The organism is Spiroplasma endosymbiont of Phycita roborella (genome assembly GCF_964031195.1).
GTDB classification, from domain to species: Bacteria; Bacillota_I; Bacilli_A; order Mycoplasmatales; family VBWQ01; genus Spiroplasma_E; species Spiroplasma_E ixodetis_A.
Window position 1 is genome coordinate 22947 of record NZ_CAXIQJ010000005.1, and the last position, 16389, is coordinate 39335.

General features: G+C 24.0%; 16 protein-coding genes. 7 read left to right on the forward strand and 9 right to left on the reverse strand.

The genetic code is table 4. From position 1 onward, the window contains the following. Positions 1 to 113: 113 nt before the first annotated feature. Positions 114 to 950, reverse strand: coding sequence for a potassium channel family protein (locus AAHM95_RS05950; RefSeq protein WP_338975034.1), 837 nt, complete (start codon positions 948 to 950; stop codon positions 114 to 116). A 166-nt stretch (positions 951 to 1116) separates the two neighbouring features. Here AAHM95_RS05950 and AAHM95_RS05955 point away from each other — a divergent pair, with 166 nt between their 5' ends. From AAHM95_RS05955 to AAHM95_RS05970, 4 genes are all read left to right on the forward strand, one after another. Next, positions 1117 to 2604, forward strand: coding sequence for a TrkH family potassium uptake protein (locus AAHM95_RS05955; protein ID WP_342274390.1), 1488 nt, complete (start codon positions 1117 to 1119; stop codon positions 2602 to 2604). 21 nt (positions 2605 to 2625) lie between these two features. After that, entirely contained in the window at positions 2626 to 3480 is an 855-nt protein-coding gene (locus tag AAHM95_RS05960) for a bifunctional 5,10-methylenetetrahydrofolate dehydrogenase/5,10-methenyltetrahydrofolate cyclohydrolase (RefSeq protein WP_338975032.1), read from the forward strand. A gap of 13 nt (positions 3481 to 3493) precedes the next feature. Continuing rightward, positions 3494 to 4255, forward strand: a complete 762-nt coding sequence (locus AAHM95_RS05965; RefSeq protein WP_338976044.1) for a hypothetical protein — start codon at positions 3494 to 3496, stop codon at positions 4253 to 4255. A 418-nt stretch (positions 4256 to 4673) separates the two neighbouring features. Continuing rightward, complete coding sequence (locus AAHM95_RS05970; RefSeq protein ID WP_338975901.1) at positions 4674 to 5279, forward strand: hypothetical protein; 606 nt, start codon at positions 4674 to 4676, stop codon at positions 5277 to 5279. A 319-nt stretch (positions 5280 to 5598) separates the two neighbouring features. Here the strand turns inward: AAHM95_RS05970 and phoU are convergent, their stop codons facing one another. The 5 genes from phoU to rpmB all read right to left on the reverse strand — a co-directional run bounded on the left by phoU (position 5599) and on the right by rpmB (position 10632). Beyond that, positions 5599 to 6276: a phosphate signaling complex protein PhoU gene (gene phoU, locus AAHM95_RS05975; protein WP_174480791.1), complete on the reverse strand. Its 678-nt coding sequence runs from the start codon at positions 6274 to 6276 to the stop codon at positions 5599 to 5601. 37 nt (positions 6277 to 6313) lie between these two features. After that, positions 6314 to 7249 (reverse strand): phosphate ABC transporter ATP-binding protein PstB, encoded by a 936-nt coding sequence (gene pstB, locus AAHM95_RS05980; RefSeq protein WP_342274391.1) that lies wholly within the window; start codon positions 7247 to 7249, stop codon positions 6314 to 6316. After that, a complete protein-coding gene (gene pstA / locus AAHM95_RS05985; protein ID WP_342274392.1) occupies positions 7174 to 9195 on the reverse strand; it encodes a phosphate ABC transporter permease PstA in 2022 nt (673 codons plus the stop codon). Before pstA ends, pstB begins: the two co-directional genes overlap by 76 nt. Before the next feature lie 14 nt (positions 9196 to 9209). After that, complete coding sequence (locus tag AAHM95_RS05990) at positions 9210 to 10175, reverse strand: PstS family phosphate ABC transporter substrate-binding protein (protein ID WP_342274393.1); 966 nt, start codon at positions 10173 to 10175, stop codon at positions 9210 to 9212. Between the two features lie 265 nt (positions 10176 to 10440). After that, entirely contained in the window at positions 10441 to 10632 is a 192-nt protein-coding gene (rpmB, locus tag AAHM95_RS05995) for a 50S ribosomal protein L28 (RefSeq protein ID WP_342274394.1), read from the reverse strand. A gap of 218 nt (positions 10633 to 10850) precedes the next feature. Here rpmB and AAHM95_RS06000 point away from each other — a divergent pair, with 218 nt between their 5' ends. Together AAHM95_RS06000 and greA are read left to right on the forward strand one after the other, a co-directional pair. Then, positions 10851 to 11198 carry an HPr family phosphocarrier protein gene (locus AAHM95_RS06000; protein WP_342274395.1) on the forward strand — a complete coding sequence of 116 codons (348 nt, stop codon included), beginning with the start codon at positions 10851 to 10853 and terminating at the stop codon, positions 11196 to 11198. Between the two features lie 109 nt (positions 11199 to 11307). Next, positions 11308 to 11829, forward strand: coding sequence for a transcription elongation factor GreA (gene greA / locus AAHM95_RS06005; protein ID WP_342274396.1), 522 nt, complete (start codon positions 11308 to 11310; stop codon positions 11827 to 11829). A gap of 307 nt (positions 11830 to 12136) precedes the next feature. Here the strand turns inward: greA and AAHM95_RS06010 are convergent, their stop codons facing one another. Then, positions 12137 to 12358 (reverse strand): hypothetical protein, encoded by a 222-nt coding sequence (locus AAHM95_RS06010; RefSeq protein ID WP_342273388.1) that lies wholly within the window; start codon positions 12356 to 12358, stop codon positions 12137 to 12139. Between the two features lie 235 nt (positions 12359 to 12593). On the opposite strand from AAHM95_RS06010, the gene AAHM95_RS06015 reads away from it, so the two are divergent. After that, a complete protein-coding gene (locus AAHM95_RS06015; protein ID WP_342273976.1) occupies positions 12594 to 13841 on the forward strand; it encodes an ISNCY family transposase in 1248 nt (415 codons plus the stop codon). Positions 13842 to 13997: 156 nt separating this feature from the next. Here AAHM95_RS06015 and AAHM95_RS06020 read toward each other — a convergent pair whose 3' ends face one another. Further along, positions 13998 to 14405 carry a hypothetical protein gene (locus AAHM95_RS06020; RefSeq protein ID WP_342273977.1) on the reverse strand — a complete coding sequence of 136 codons (408 nt, stop codon included), beginning with the start codon at positions 14403 to 14405 and terminating at the stop codon, positions 13998 to 14000. Positions 14406 to 14665: 260 nt separating this feature from the next. After that, on the reverse strand, positions 14666 to 16081 hold the full coding sequence (gene asnS / locus AAHM95_RS06025) for an asparagine--tRNA ligase (protein ID WP_342274397.1): 1416 nt from the start codon (positions 16079 to 16081) through the stop codon (positions 14666 to 14668). Between the last annotated feature and the right edge of the window lie 308 nt (positions 16082 to 16389).

The window sequence follows — 16389 nt, forward strand, 5'->3', positions numbered from 1 at the left end:
GCAATCGGTTAAAAACTTATATTTAGATTAAAACATATAATTTTTATTACAATGATAATACATTAATATTTCTAAAAATAAAAAACAATTTTCTTATAATTAATTTTGTTTTTTTAGTAGTGTTTTTTTTCTTTCTTAACTTCCTTTTTCTTTAATTTTTTATGTTTTTTCTTTTTCTTATTTCTTCTGAATCAATTTCAAAATGAACGCTTTTTCTTTACCGTTTTAATAATAGTAGGCTCAAATATTTTATTAGTATCACCAATTGAAAAATCATTACAAACAGAATTAATATTTTCATTAGAACTAATAAATAATAGTTCATCATTTAACATTAATATTTCATTTCTACTAGGAATAATAACTTTACCGTGACGTTTAATTGCAACTAAGTTAATTTTATAATTGCTAGGAATTTTTAAAGTTTCTAGTTTTTTATTTGTAAACTTAGTATTTTTAACAATTACATTAGCTATTGAGTACTTTTCATCAACTGTAGTTAAATCTATTCCTAATTTTCAAATAGCACGATATGCAGCTTTCTTACCGGCTTCTGTTTCAGATAAAATAATATTAGTAATACCAATTGCTTCTAAAATTAGTTGGTGAGTACTATCAACAGCTTTAGCAATAAGATTAAGTGATGATAATGTATTGTGTTCACGATGAATTGCTAAAACATGAACAGCAGTAACAATTGAAGCTGCTAAATCAGAACCAATAGCAATAATAATATTTTGCACTTTATGAATTCCAGCATCATTTAATGCATCACGATTAGTCGAATCTAAAATTAAAGTTTCAGAAGCTATTGATGAAACTAATTGACAACGGTCTTCTCTTTTATCAATAGCTAATGTAACTTTACCTAATTCTTCTAAAGTTTTAACAACTGAAATTCCGAATTTACCTAAACCAATGACACAAAAATCATTTTCTGATGAAGACATCTATATCCTTCTTCCTTAAATAATATTTACTTAAATATGTTATATTATACTAAATTATAAACTAATTCTTAAAATATTGGTATTTTACATTTAAAACTAATATTTAATAGAAATGACTATAGTATAGTATAATAATAAAAGAAAATGTTATTTTAGGAGTTTTTTGATGCTATCTAAGGTTAATTATCGTAGTGTAAAAAATATTTTTAAAATTATTTTTGTTGGTAAAACCCGTCCCCGACAAATGTTTAATTTATATTTTTTCACTTTATTAGTTGGAACAATACTTTTAATGACACCAATTGCCACAACAAAAGGACAATGAAACTTTTTGTCTGCCCTTTTTACTGCTAGTAGTGCGTTTTCTGACACTGGTTTAACAGTAAAAAGTACTGCTAATGATTTTACTTTCTTTGGTCAATTTATTATTTTAATTTTAATTAAATTTGGTGGTATTGGTTTAATTACAGTTAAACTAGCAATATTATCCTTATTTGTATTTAATCGACATACCAGTTTAAGAGAAAGATTACTAATGCAAGGTGAACGTGGTTCTAATAAATTAGGAACGACTATTGATGTATTAAAAATTGGTATTATTGTTATGACAATTACTGAATTTTTAGGAGCAATTGTTTTATTTTTATATTTTTATTTTGTGCCTATCTCAGGAATAGAATATGGTCTAAACAATAATACAGGTTACTATAATCACATACTATTAGCATTATGATCGGGAATTTTCCACTCAATTTCTGCTGTTAATAATGCTGGATTTGATATAGTTGGTATAACTTCATTAGAACCTTTTCAGAGTGATTATTTTGTGCAGTGAATTTTTATTATTGAATTTGTAATTGGTGGTATTGGTTTTCCTGTTTATTATGATTTATATCATTGAATTAAAAGTAAAACTCATGGTAAAAAATTTAGATTTAGTTTATTCACTAAACTAACATTAATAACATATTTTTTAGTTGCGATATTGGGTGTTAGTAGTGTTATGTTTATTGAATATTTTTCACGTAATGTCATAACTCCGTCAAGGCAAGAGCCCATTTTTAAAAATTTATCGACATCTGATGCAATTATGGCTGTTTTTTTTAATACAATGTCAACAAGAAATGCTGGATACTATACAGTTGACTTAAATAAATTTCACCTTGCCTCACAAATGATCCAATCATTAATGATGTGAATTGGTTCTTCACCAGCAAGTACTGCCGGAGGAATTAGAACGACAACTTTAGCAATTATTCTTTTAACAATTTTTAATATTGCACGTGGCCGTAATGATGTTTTTGTATTCAAGCGTAAAATTCCTAATCAAACTGTTCGTATGTCATTTATAGTCGGTACACTTGGTTTTATTTTAGTTTTTGTATCAGTAATGATTATCACAATTGAAAATGTTTTTTTAACAGATAATTCTGATATGACCTTTGCACAAGTAATTTTTGATGTTTCAAGTGCTTTTGGAACAACAGGACTTTCATTATTTGATAATTCCAAATTAGGTATTTTTAGTCAACTTAGTTTAATTTTTGTCATGTTTGTGGGACAATTAGGAGTATCAACTACTGTTCTTGCTTGAAGTGATCGTAAATCAAAACCAACGATAATTAGAGTTGAAGAAAACGTATTAATTGGATAAATTAAGAAACGGTGAACACATATGATAAAAATTTTAGATGGTAAAATAATTGCCCAGCAAATTAAAGCAAAAATTAAATCACAAGTAATAACTATTACTAATCGCAAACCTAAACTAGCAGTAATAATTATTGGTGAAGATTTAGCATCACAAATGTATGTACGAACTAAAATTAAAGCATGTCAAGAATGTGGTATTGATGGACAAGTATTTTCACTAACAACAACAGTAACACAAAAAGAAATAATTAATAAAATTGAACAATTAAATAGTGACAATAATATTGATGGAATTTTAGTACAATTACCACTACCAAAACATTTAGATACATTAGCAATTATTAATAGCATTACTATTAATAAAGATGTTGATGGTTTAACAAATATTAATGCCGGAAGATTATTACAAGGTGATAAAAAAGCAATGTTGCCTTGTACAGTAAAAGGTATTTTAAAATTACTAAATCACTATCAAATTCCCATTTCTAAACAAAATATTACTATCATTAACGATAGTAATATTGTTGGTAAACCATTGGCTTTATCATTAACTAATATGGGAGCAACTGTTAGCATTGTTCATAAATTAACCAAAGACTTAACTATTTATACTAAAGAAGCTGATATCATTTGTAGTGCTACTGGTGTCTATAATATTATTAATAGTAGTCAAGTTAAACGTGATGTTGTTATTATTGATGTAGCAATTAATTATCAAGGTAAAGAAAAAAAAGTTGTTGGTGATATTAATTTTGAAATAATGAAAAATACCGCTTCAGCAATTACTCCTGTGCCTGGTGGTGTTGGACCAATGACTATTGCCATGTTATTAGAAAATTTAATGATTTGCTATCAATTAAATAATAAATATAATTAAATTGGAAAATTAAATGTTAAAGAAAAATTGGATTAAAAAAAGATTAAATAATATTGAAAAAAATAATTTAGAATTATTAAAATTTAAGTTTTTAAAAGAAACTATTTCAACAAATAGTGTTTATTTTGATAGTCCTTTACATTTTTTAAAACCTGAAAATTATTCAGATTATCAAATACATAATGAAAATAATACTATTATTTTTAAAATAGAAGTTAATACACAAAAATTATATGATGATTGAATAAAAGGAATGAATAATTTTGCTTGAGATTATATTTTAAGTAAAAAATATATAAATATTAACACTGAATATAATTTAAAAACTAATGATTTTATTAATAAACTTAATCAAAACTTATTTCTTTTAAAAAATAATTTAATATCAAAAAATAATATTTATGTTGTAAGAGTTTGAACTTCAAAAATAGAAAAAAATAATTTCAATATTTCTTCCTTTGAAAAAGATTGAGAAGAATTTAGCGATGTTGGATATTGATGAACAGATAAAGACACTTTAAATAAAGAAGTTTCTTTAAATAAAAAATTACGTTTTACTTTTAGAAATTCATCAGACTCTTTAATAAAAGAACTATTATTTAAAGGAAACCATGAAATTACAATAAAATATGTTGAAACTGAAACTGAAATTACTACTAAAGGTTATGAATATAAAAATTCTAATTGATGAAAAAGAAATTGATCATCATTTATTTCAATATTTATTTCAATTTTAGCACTTTTATTTACAATCATATTTAACTTTTTAAATTAATATAAATCATTAAAGCACTAAATCAAAAATAAATCATATTGTATGTAAAAATTATAAAATTTGTTATAAAAATAATTAGAAACTAAATTATAAGTTTTAACTCATTGCTTTTATTTTAAAAGTAAATGAGTTTTTTTACATTTAAAAAGGAGTACAAAAATATGAAATATTTTAATCCAAATTATTGATTTAAATTATGATTATTAATCACGCCACTTTTTAATAATCAACTTCAAAATATTAATGCTAAAATAATTTATAATAAAGTGTAACCCATCCAAAGTTTCAATTACCAAAAGCCAATATCCTCAAAATACCATTACAACCATATCAAAATTTATATGTAAATATTGATGATGGACATAGAAAATTTAAGTTTAATGAAAAACATAATACTAAAAATTGTAAAAAATGTTCAATGAGATTATTAGTATTTTGTACTGGTAAAAAGAAGAATGGAAAATTAATTAATAAAAGAGCTGTATGTAAAATTAGAGTATCAAAAACAGAAATTGGTGCTGAAAAAACTGCCAAATTAATTGAAAAATATGGTAATTTATTTTTTGAAAATTTTGACCAAGCAAATTTAATAGTTTGTGGAGATAGTGCAAAATGAATTAGAAAAACTGCTACAATTTTAAATGCTAAATTTATTTTAGATAAATTCCATGCTTTTCATGTTTTATTTCTTGGCATAATGGCTGGAAGAAGAAAAAATAAAATTGCTAAATTACACTATCAAAATGCAATAAATTTATTTTCCAAAGGTCAATATTATGAATTAATTGATTTTTTACAATCATTGACTTTACAATATAAAAAATTAAAAGTTGGTTATTTTGTTAATGCAAAAGATGGCGTATTAAATCAAGCATTAGTTGAAAATATTGGTTGCTTTACTGAAACTAATATTAAACAAATTTTAAAGCATATGATTGGTGATAGAACTTATAACATTGATATGTATACCAAAATGGTTAATTTTAAATGTTATCAAATAAATACAGCAATACAATTATTATAAATTAACCATTTCAATTTAAAGATAACTAAAAATAAAATAAAACTTATTAAAGTAAAATTTAATAAGAATTTTTGAGTTATAAAAGTAAGTATTATTGTTGACTAATATTTTACAAGTGTTAAGATTAACATACAATTGCATATTGAAGTCTAAATTATTCTCGTCTAATCTTATAATTTAAAGACAAATTTGAATATTATTGACAACATCGGTACGCTCCCAAATAAAATAATAATAAATATTATCATATTAAAGTATGACTTAAAAATATTTAAATGAAACTTGCAAAAAAGTAATTATTTTAACACTGATTGATAAATTATTCAGATATTTTTGTTGAAGATAAATCATAAAATTTACCTTTAATAATATATACTATTGTTTCACAAATGTTAACTAAGTGATCACCTAGTCTTTCAATATATTTCAACTGTTGCATTGTTGATGTATATTGAGAGAGTTGATCATTATTTTTGTTTACTTTTAACATATTGACAATGTTTTTCATTGATTCACGAAAACGATTATCAATATCAATATCATATTCTGCTGCTTGATAAGCTTTATTAATATCATTTTCATTTATAGATTCACCAATTAAATCCATCATTTTAAATACTTTTTTCATTAATCCTGATAATTGAGATGTTAATTTAATTTCTGGTTTATATTTGACATTAAATTTGGATAAATTTTTAGCATAATTTGAAATACGTTCTAAATCACGAATAATATTCATATAGCCAATAATAGTACGTAAGTCAGTAGCAAAAGGATTTTGTTGAGCAATACTTCAAATTGCAGTAATTGTTAAACTTTCAGCGACTGTTCTAATTTCTTTATCGGTTTCAACAATTCTTTTTGACATGTCAAAATCTTGGGTTTCCATTGCTATTAAAGCGTCTTTATGTTCTTTTTTTACTTCTTTTAATAAAGTTAATAAGTTTTGTTTTAAATTTATGATATCTAAATCAAATCTACGGTTAATTATTTTCATTTTTTCCTCCTTTCTCTATAATTAATTATATATATTTTTAACCAAATCTGCCGGTAATATAATCTTCTGTTCTTTTATCTTTTGGTCGTGAAAATATTTTTTTAGTATTATTATATTCAATGACTTCTCCATTTAAGAAAAAGGCAGTTTTATCAGAAATTCGTGCTGCTTGTTGCATTGAATGTGTAACAACAATAATTGTAAAGTCTGATTTTAAATCATTCATTAAGTCTTCAATTTTAGATGCGGCAATCGGATCTAGAGCTGAAGTTGGTTCATCCATTAATAGTACTTTTGGTTTTAGGGCAATAGCACGAGCAATACATAAACGTTGTTGTTGTCCACCTGATAATGATAATGCTGAATCGAATAAGTGTTGAGCAACTTCATCTCATAAAGCCGCTTTTTTTAAAGCATCTTCGACAATTTGATTTAGAATCTTTTTATTTTTAATGCCTTGATTTTTTGGGCCATATGCCACATTTTCATAAATTGACATTGGAAAGGGATTAGGTTTTTGAAATACCATTCCAACTTTAGTTCGTAATGAAATAATATTTTTTTTATTTTCATAAATATCTTCATTATTAAATAATATTTGTCCATTAATTTTAACACCATCAATTAAATCATTCATTCTATTTAAAGTTCGTAGTAATGTTGATTTGCCACAACCACTTGGTCCAATAAAAGCGGTTACTTGATTACGACTTATTTCTAAATTTATATTAAATAAAGCCTGTTTTTTGCCATGATTATAGAAGAAATTTAAATTTTTAATAGTAAAAACATAATTACTTTTTGGAATATTTTCTATATTTGATAAATTATTTGATTTGTTATTTGGTTTTTTCTTAAATTTATCTTTCACTTTTAAAAAGTAAGGTTTAATTACATTTACTTTTCTTTTTTTATTGCTATTCGTTGATTCTTTCTTGCTTTCATTTTTTCTTTTAATAATTCAATTGAGCATTTTGTTTTCACCCCGATTCCTGTTGTTAAACTTTTTTCAAAATGTTTTGCTATAAAGTTTAAAATAAATATTAGTATAACTGTTATTAGTGCTGTTTGGTACATCATTCCTAATTTATTAGGGTCATTTGATTCTTTATTAACTAATAAAATATGGGTTGTTAAAGTTTGTCCTGAACTTAAGAAACCTTTATTGGGAAAAGCAACAGTGCTTCCTAATGTTAGATAAACTGGTGCTGATTCACCAATAATTCTACCCATTGATAAAATCATACTAGTAATAATGCCACCAATGGCAGCTGGAATAACTACTTTTCTTATTGTTTCAAATTTACTAGCACCTAGTGCTAATGATGCTTCGCGATATTCAATAGGTACTGATTTTAATGTATCTTCTACTGCTCTAATAATAAGTGGTAAAATAACAATTGTTAATGTTAAACTAGCAGCAATTGCTGAGAAACTTATTTGTAAGAAAGTAATAAAAAAAGTAAATCCAAACATACCAAAGATAATTGATGGCGTAGAAGCTAAGGTATTTAGCACAAAACGTAATATTGAAGCAAATCAACCATTTTTGGCATATTCGTGAAGATAAATTGCACCAATAATACCTAATGGCATAGCAATAGTAATTGTTGTTAATACCAATAAACATGTCATTGTGATAATTGATAAGTAACCTTCATCACCAGTTGTTGAAATTAAAGCTGCAAAATTAAAATTGAAAATGCTACTACCAGCATTACCACTAATGTTGAAGATACCATTAATAATAATATCACCAATAATTCAAATAATTAATCCCATAGTAATAAAACAAGCTAGCCCCATAAAGAATAATCGAAAATAGTCTTTAAAGTGTTTTCAGCCTTGATTTTTAATAGTTTTTTCACTAATAGTTAACATTAGTTGATTATCAGATAGATTTATTTTTTTTAAATTATAATTTCGTGGTTTTTTATGACCTTTTGCTTTTTTATCACTACGTTTATAAATTATTAAAACAATAAAGTTAATTATTGAAACTATAATAAATAAAAATAAACCAATTCCATATAATGCTGATATTTGTTGAGAACTAACTGCTTCTCCAATTTCTAGTCCAATTACTCCCGCTAAAGTAGAAATTGAACTAAATAAAAATGCAAGTGGACCATGTGCAAAATTTGGGGTTAGAGTACTATTACCAGCAATCATAACAACGGCCATTGTTTCACCGATGACTCTTCCAAATCCAAAAATTATTGCACCAATGATTTTGGTTTTTGCCGCTTTAAAAATGACTTTAAAACTAGTGTCAGTCCTGCTAATACCTAGTGCTAATGATGCATATAGATAAGATTTTGGTACTCGAGTAATAGCATTAACAGATAATGAAATAATTGTTGGTAATGCCATCATTGATAAAATAAAACTTGCTGTCATCATATTTTCTTTGGTTAGTGCTCCCATTTTTACAAAAATAGGGCCAATGGTCATTAAACCAAAAGCACCAAAAACAACTGAAGGAATACCAGATAATAATTCTACTAAAGTTAATGTTGTTTTTTTTAATTTTGGTGGTAAAAATTCACATATAAATAATGATGTTAGTAAACTTAAAGGAACAGCAAGTATCATTGAAAATAGTGCAACTCAAAAAGTGGCAACGATAAAGGCAATAATACCAAAACTATTAGCATTAGGTAATCATTTACTATTTCCTAACATTTTAAATCAATTTAGAAAACTCATATTACTAAATGTTTGACCGATAATAAAACCAATTAATAATGAAGCGGCAATTAGTGCTAATGAAGATATAGACAATACACAAATTTTAGCAATCAGATCATAAGTATGTTTTTTTTGTTCACTAATAAAAACATTTTTTGGATCATGATTTTTATTAAAATGATTAAAAGTTATTTTATGTCAAAACTTTTTAAAAGATTTGGATTTCATTTATTAATACTCCTTTATGGAAAATTGTTTAATCACTGATTTAAATCATAATTTAATTTGTCAGTTAATGCTACTGCTGATTGTGCGTACTGAGTTTCTGAAAAAGCAGGAACTACGTATTCGTTATGACCTGGATAGTCAGGAATAAACAAGAATTTTAGAAATTTAACTAAAGTATTAATTTGTTTAAAATTTTTATTTATTAAACCTGTAAATGGTCGTGATAACTGATAAGTACCATTTTTAATGGTGTCTAAACTTGGAGCAATATTTTCTCAATTAGCAATATGAATATTAGTGAATTGTTTATTCGAATCTAATTGTTTTTTATCTGAATATGAACTATAGCCAACACCACCACTAGACATATTAAACATTTGTGTACTTGAATTAACAGTTATTGCTTGTGGATAATATGCTTTTGAATCACCCAGAACTTTTTCATTAAAAACATCTCGTGTTCCTGAACCATTTTCTCTAGTATAAGCTAAAATTTTGAGGTCACAAGTTGGTTTGATTCAACCTTGATTTGGTTCTGAAGTATTTTGTGGAAATAAATCTCTTCAGAAAATAGGTGATTTCGATAAATACATTTTTTTTACTTTATCTTGTGTAAAATTTAGAAGTTTATTATTACCTAAGCAATCTTGTGGCAAATTATAAACTAAAATCATGCCATCTTTTGATAAAACAAAAGAAATTAAATTATTATTAGGAGTTGTATATTCTTTCGAAAGTCAGCCAATACCAAACATATTTTTATTAACTGGAATTACTGCTGCATCTGAACCTAAACTATTATAAGTAAAGTCTGCTTCTTTATGATTATCAGGATAGTCTTCCATTAATGTATGCATTAAAGGTGCTACTGAAGTTGAACCCCCCATAATAAAATAGGGTTTATGACTAACTAAAGTTACAATAAAAATACTAATCATTGTGATTAATCAAAATAATGACAAAATTCTTTTTTTTAGCATATAAATCCACCCAACTGAGAGTTTTCTTTATCATACACGTATTATAACAATATAATTGATAAAAACTAGAAAAATTATTTCATTTTTATAAAAAATGTAGGTTCTAGACTATATTATTAATATTTTTTATTAATTAAAAAATGGTATTAAGTTAACTTAATACCATTTTATTAAATATTTTTAATTTAATATAAAAAATAAAAGAAAAGTATTTCTTTCTTTTATTAGTATTCTTTATTTATATATTTCAAAAGATAAAATAACTTTATTTTTTATTATCTAAAGCATTATTTTTCTTTAAAGTTTTTAAAGTACGAGCACTAATCATTAAAGTTTTTCCACCAATTTTTACTGGTTGTAAGTTTGGATTTCATTTTCTTCTAGAAGAGTTCATCGCATGCGAACGGTTGTTACCAGCTAGTGGACCAATACCACTTAAATCACATTTTCTTGCCATAGTTATTTTCTCCTTATTAATGTTTTAACTAATAAATAATACCATATTTATTTATTTATTTTAAAAAAAATTAAAATTTATTTGTAAAAAATTGAATATTTACTAGGTCATTATTTTAATAAGAAAAATTTAAATTATATATTTTTTTTAAAAAAATAAAAAATATGTTATAAATAAACTATATTATACAAATTTTTAAGAAATCTTGGAGGAAAAAAATGAATTGTATTATTTATGCTGTGCAAATTGATGATGAAAAAAAGATTGGTTTACATGCACGACCAATAGCCAAAATTGCAGCTGCTATTATTAAGTATAAAAATATTGAGGTAGAAGTCATTAAATTACCTAATAATGCAGATATTACGAAGTCAGTAAAACTTACTGGTAATGAAACTAAAGTTAAAGCTAAGTCAGTTCTTAATTTTCTAGGTTTACAAGCAAAAAATTTTAGTAAAATTGCTTTTATTATTACAAAAATGGATGAAAAAGAAGAAGATAAAAAACTTGAAGAAGTTAAATCAGAAATTATTTCTTTATTAAAAGAAGAAAAATTAATAAAGTAAATGGTTTTAAAAAAAGTATTCAAAAGAATACTTTTTTTAAAACCATTTATCCTTATGATATAATTATTTACGTTCTTAAAATATTAAATTATATAAATGGAGGTATTTAATGAGCGAAATTAACAAAAATAAAGAAATAATAATTTCAGAACAAGGTTTAGAAAAGTTAAAAACTGAATTATATAAACGAATTAATGTTGAACGTGAATCAATAAAAGAACGATTAAAAGCAGCTAGGGCTGATGGCGATTTATCAGAAAATGCTGATTATACTAATGCGCGTGAAGAGCAAGGCAAAAATGAAGCACGCATTCAAGAACTTGAAACCATTATTACTAGTGCTGTTATTCTTGAAGAACAAAAACAACGTAAAAATAGTAATATCAAAGCAGTTCGTGTTGGTAGTTGAGTAACAATTGTAAAAATTAAAGATGGTAAAATTGTTTCTGAATCAGAAGAAAAATTTAAAATTGTTGGAAGTATTGAAAGTAATCCATTTGAAGGATTAATTTCTAATGAGTGCCCATTAGCAGTATCAATTATGAATTGTGTTGTTGGTGATATTGTTGATATTAAAGGTATTAAAGAAACATATAGAGTAAAAATTATAGAAGTAAAAAATCAATTATAAGTTTTGTTTTCTTTAGTATCTAAATTACTTTGTTGTTTGATTTTTTCAAAATTATTATCTGGGATTTTTAAGCAATTATTTAGTAATTCTTTTATGTTAGAATTTTCAATATTAAAGTTTTCACATATTTCTTTTAAAGAAAGTTTAGTTTCAAAGTATGTTTCATCATTTTTAATAGTTATACCTTCTTTAATAATTTTATTTTTTAAGTCATTAATTTCAGTTATATATGATGAATTTGGTAATTTTTTTTGATTAATTTCAAATTTTGGTAAATTAAAAGTTGCTGTTATTACTCATGGGATATCTATTTTTTAGATGCAACTGCATTATGGTAAGCATTTTTTAAAAATTCTTGTAATTCTTTAGAAAAAATGGTTGCTTTTGAACTATTGTAAATTGAGTGTTGAACATTAATTAGATCTTTTTGATTATAATCAATCATTATTTCTAAATTTAAACGTTTACTTTTTAATTTAAAAGTATTATTTTTTAATATTGTTTTTATAATTTCATATGATTTTGGCATATAAATATCCTTTCTTTTTTTTAACTTATTAAATAATTATTTAATACTAAATTAATTATATATTATGTTGGATTTTAATGTGGTAATAGGATTTTTAAATAACATTATAAGTTTAATTTAAAAAGATATTATTAAAATATTATTATTTTAGATGTCATTATTTAGTGATAATTTCCTATTAGTTATCGAGTGAAAATTTCTCAAAAAGTGAAGTTAAATATACTTGGTAATAAAAATGGAAAGAAGCATGACTATGAAAGAAAAATATAAATACAAAATTATAAATGACATTGTTATTAATAAATTATCTAAACATCAAGCCAAAAATAAACTTAACCTAACTATTAGAAGAATTAACCAATTAATTCAAATTTTTAATAAAGAAGGTAAAGTTGGTTTTATTCATAAATCTCGCAATAAAATTTCTAATAAGGCAACAAAAATAGAAATTAAAAATAAAATTATAAACTTATATAAAACAAAATATTATAATTTTAATTTTCAACATTTTCAGGAAAAATTAATTAATGAAGAAAACACTAAAATTGCATATAGTACAGTTTATAATCTATTAATTCAAGAAAAAATCACTTCACCAAAAAGACATAAGAATAAAAAAAATAACTTGCATCCCACAAGAAATCGTAGAACAAATTTTGGTGAATTAATTCAAATGGATGCAAGTAATCATCATTGATTTGGTAACGATAAACCAAAAGCATTTTTACATGCTGCAATTGATGATGCTACAGGAAATATTGTTGGACTATGATTTGATCACCAAGAGACATTAGATGGTTATTATAATGTTTTTTATCAAATTTTAACTAAATATGGCATACCAAAGATATTTTATACTGATAATAGAACAGTTTTTGGATATAAGAAAAAAATTGATTCAGGTAAAATAAACACAGAAAATGACACTTATACTCAATTTCAAAAATGCTGTAATGATTTAGGTGTTGAAGTAATTAGAACCTCAATTCCACAAGCTAAAGGCAGAATTGAACGATTATTTGGAACACTTCAAAGTCGCTTAATTAGTGAATTACGACTTAATAAAATTAAAAATTTAGAAGATGGTAATAAATTTCTTAAAACATATATAAACATTTTTAATAATCAGTTTGCTTTTCCTATTGATGATAATAAATCTGCTATGGTTAAAGCTCCTACACAAAATGAAATAAATGTTTATCTTTCAAGATTTTGTAAAAGAAAAACAGATAGTGGTTCAACTATAACATATTATGGTAAAAAATATTTTCCTTATAAAAATAACAAAGTTCAATATATACAACCTAGAACTGATGTAATTGTACTTAAATCATTTATTAATGAATTCTATCTTAGTTATAATAATAAAATATATGAACTAAAAGAAATAGCATTAAAACCAATTATTAAAGAAGATTTGATAAAAACTAAAAAAGTTTATATACCAAATAAAGACCATCCTTGAAGATATGGATATCAATAATTTTTAATTAAAAGTAAAAAAACATATTTTAGAAGAGATTTATTTTATTAATACTAAACCATATAAAATTTTAAAACATTTGTATATGAGCAAATTTGGTGTCTTAAAATCAATTTTAAAGATATAAAGATATTGCAAATGCAATATCTTCCCCTTTTACATCTGTGGTGAGCTTGGTTTATATCCACTTGTTAAAGGTTGATTTTCACTGTTTGCACTGCGTTTTCATTGTTCAAAAATTGAATCAAAATCATAATCTAAACTTGATTTTAATTTTAAATATTTTCCTACATTATCAACCCTTTTTTGTCCTTTTGATTCGATTTTATCTTCTAAATCATATATATTTAATTTTTCAATATATGGAATTATTTTATATTTCTTTTTTAAATTTTCATTTAATGTTTTTAGATATATTTCTAGTTTTTCTATTTCTTCTTTAAGATTTTTTTCAGTATTTATTATATTATCTAATTCTTTATTATCTTTAATTTTACCCTCTAATTTTTTTATTTCAGAATAATAAAATTCATAAACTGGTGAATTAGGTTTAACTTTAAACATTTTTTCTTTTCTCCTTTGAATAAATAATAAAAAAACTCATTTATTTTAAGATAAAATAATGAGTTAAAAACTTATATAATTTTTTGTATAAATTAATTATACAAAAAATTTTAAAAAATTAAAAAACTTTATTTCTATTTTTATCTAGAAAAGAATTTATTTGGAATTTATGTTTATTTAACAGTATAACTTTTCAAAATAATTTATTTTTTAAAAAATATTTTTGGGAAATTTTCACTCGATATTGACATATTATTATTTTAGAATAATAAGTTATTTGGTGTACGAGGAAAAGGAATAACATCTCTAATATTATTAATACCAGTAATAAACATTAAAAATCTTTCTAGACCTAAACCAAAACCAGCACTTGGTGCATATCCATATTTTCTTAAATCAAAATATCATTGTAGATCATTACCTTCAATTTTGAATTGAGTTTTATTTTTTAGTAATTGTTCATAATTATCTTCACGAACAGAACCACCAATTAATTCACCAATCCCTGGCACTAATAAATCCATAGCTGCCACTGTTTTTTGTTGTGGATGATTACTATCAATTGGATTAAGTTTCATGTAAAAAGCTTTGATGGTTTGTGGATAGTTAATAACAAAAGTTGGTTGTTTAGTTATTTCTTCACATAAATATCTTTCATGTTCTGATTGTAAATCAATTCCTCATTTAATTTCATTAAATTCAAATTTTTTTCCTTTTTTTTGTGCATTTAAAAGTAATTCAATGACTTCTGTATAAGTAATAACTTTAAAATCAGATTTAAAATCGGCAATTTTTTCTAATTTTTCAATTAGTGATTGTTCATTTTTAGTTTCTTGTTTTTGTTCTAAGAATTTTAATTCAGAATTACAATTATTTAGAACATCTCTAATAACAGTTTTTATTAGTTTTTGGGCTAGTATAATATTATCTTGTAGATTACTAAAGGTAAATTCTGGTTCTACCATTCAAAATTCTGCTGCGTGACGTGCACTATTAGATTTTTCAGCACGAAATGTTGGTCCAAATGTGTAAACTTTTTGTAAAGATTGAGCGTAGGCTTCAGCATTTAACTGACCACTAACAGTTAATGAGGCTTTTTTCCCAAAAAAATCCTTTTCATATTTATCATTAGTTATAGTAGTAACAATAAAATTTTCACCAGCACCTTCAGCATCATTAGCTGTAATAAGAGGACTATGTAGGTAAATAAATTGATTATCATGGAAAAATTTATGAATAGATCATGATACTTGATCACGAATTCTAAATAATGACAAGAAAGTATTAGTACGAACACGTAAGTGTGCGTGTTCACGAAGAAATTCATTTGTATGTTCTTTTTTTTGGATTGGATAATCATTAGCGCATATGTTGTAGACAGTAGCAGTAATTACTTTTAGTTCAAATGGTTGTTTTGCATTTGGTGTTAAAATTAAATTACCAGTAATAGTAACAGCACTACCAGTAGTAACATTAGTTAAATTGTTATTATTTTCTAAATTTGGATCATATACTACTTGTAAGTTATTAATTGAAGAACCATCGTTTAAATCTAAAAACCCAACTTTTTTACTATTTCGATTAGAACGAACCCAACCGTTAACAGTTACTTGTGTTGGTATTTTTTTAGTTTTATCGTTACTATTAATAAATAAATTATTAATTGTGTAAATCATTATTGTTCCTCCTATTTATTTTTATATAATAAATAAATTATATATTAACTATTATCTTAGTAGGGAATTATTTATGATTTTTTTCATTAATATTTGGGATAAATTTTATTTTTAGTTAGTATAAAATTTGAAATTCAATTTTAAGTTAATGTTATAATATTATTTATTAAGTAACACAATTCAATTAAGTAACACAATTCACCGCAAGATAATTTATTAATTATTTTGTTTTTTGTGTTATGATTAGTTTGTTATTAAAGTATATAAAATAAATTGTTATTTATAACAATTGAACTGGAGTTTTTATA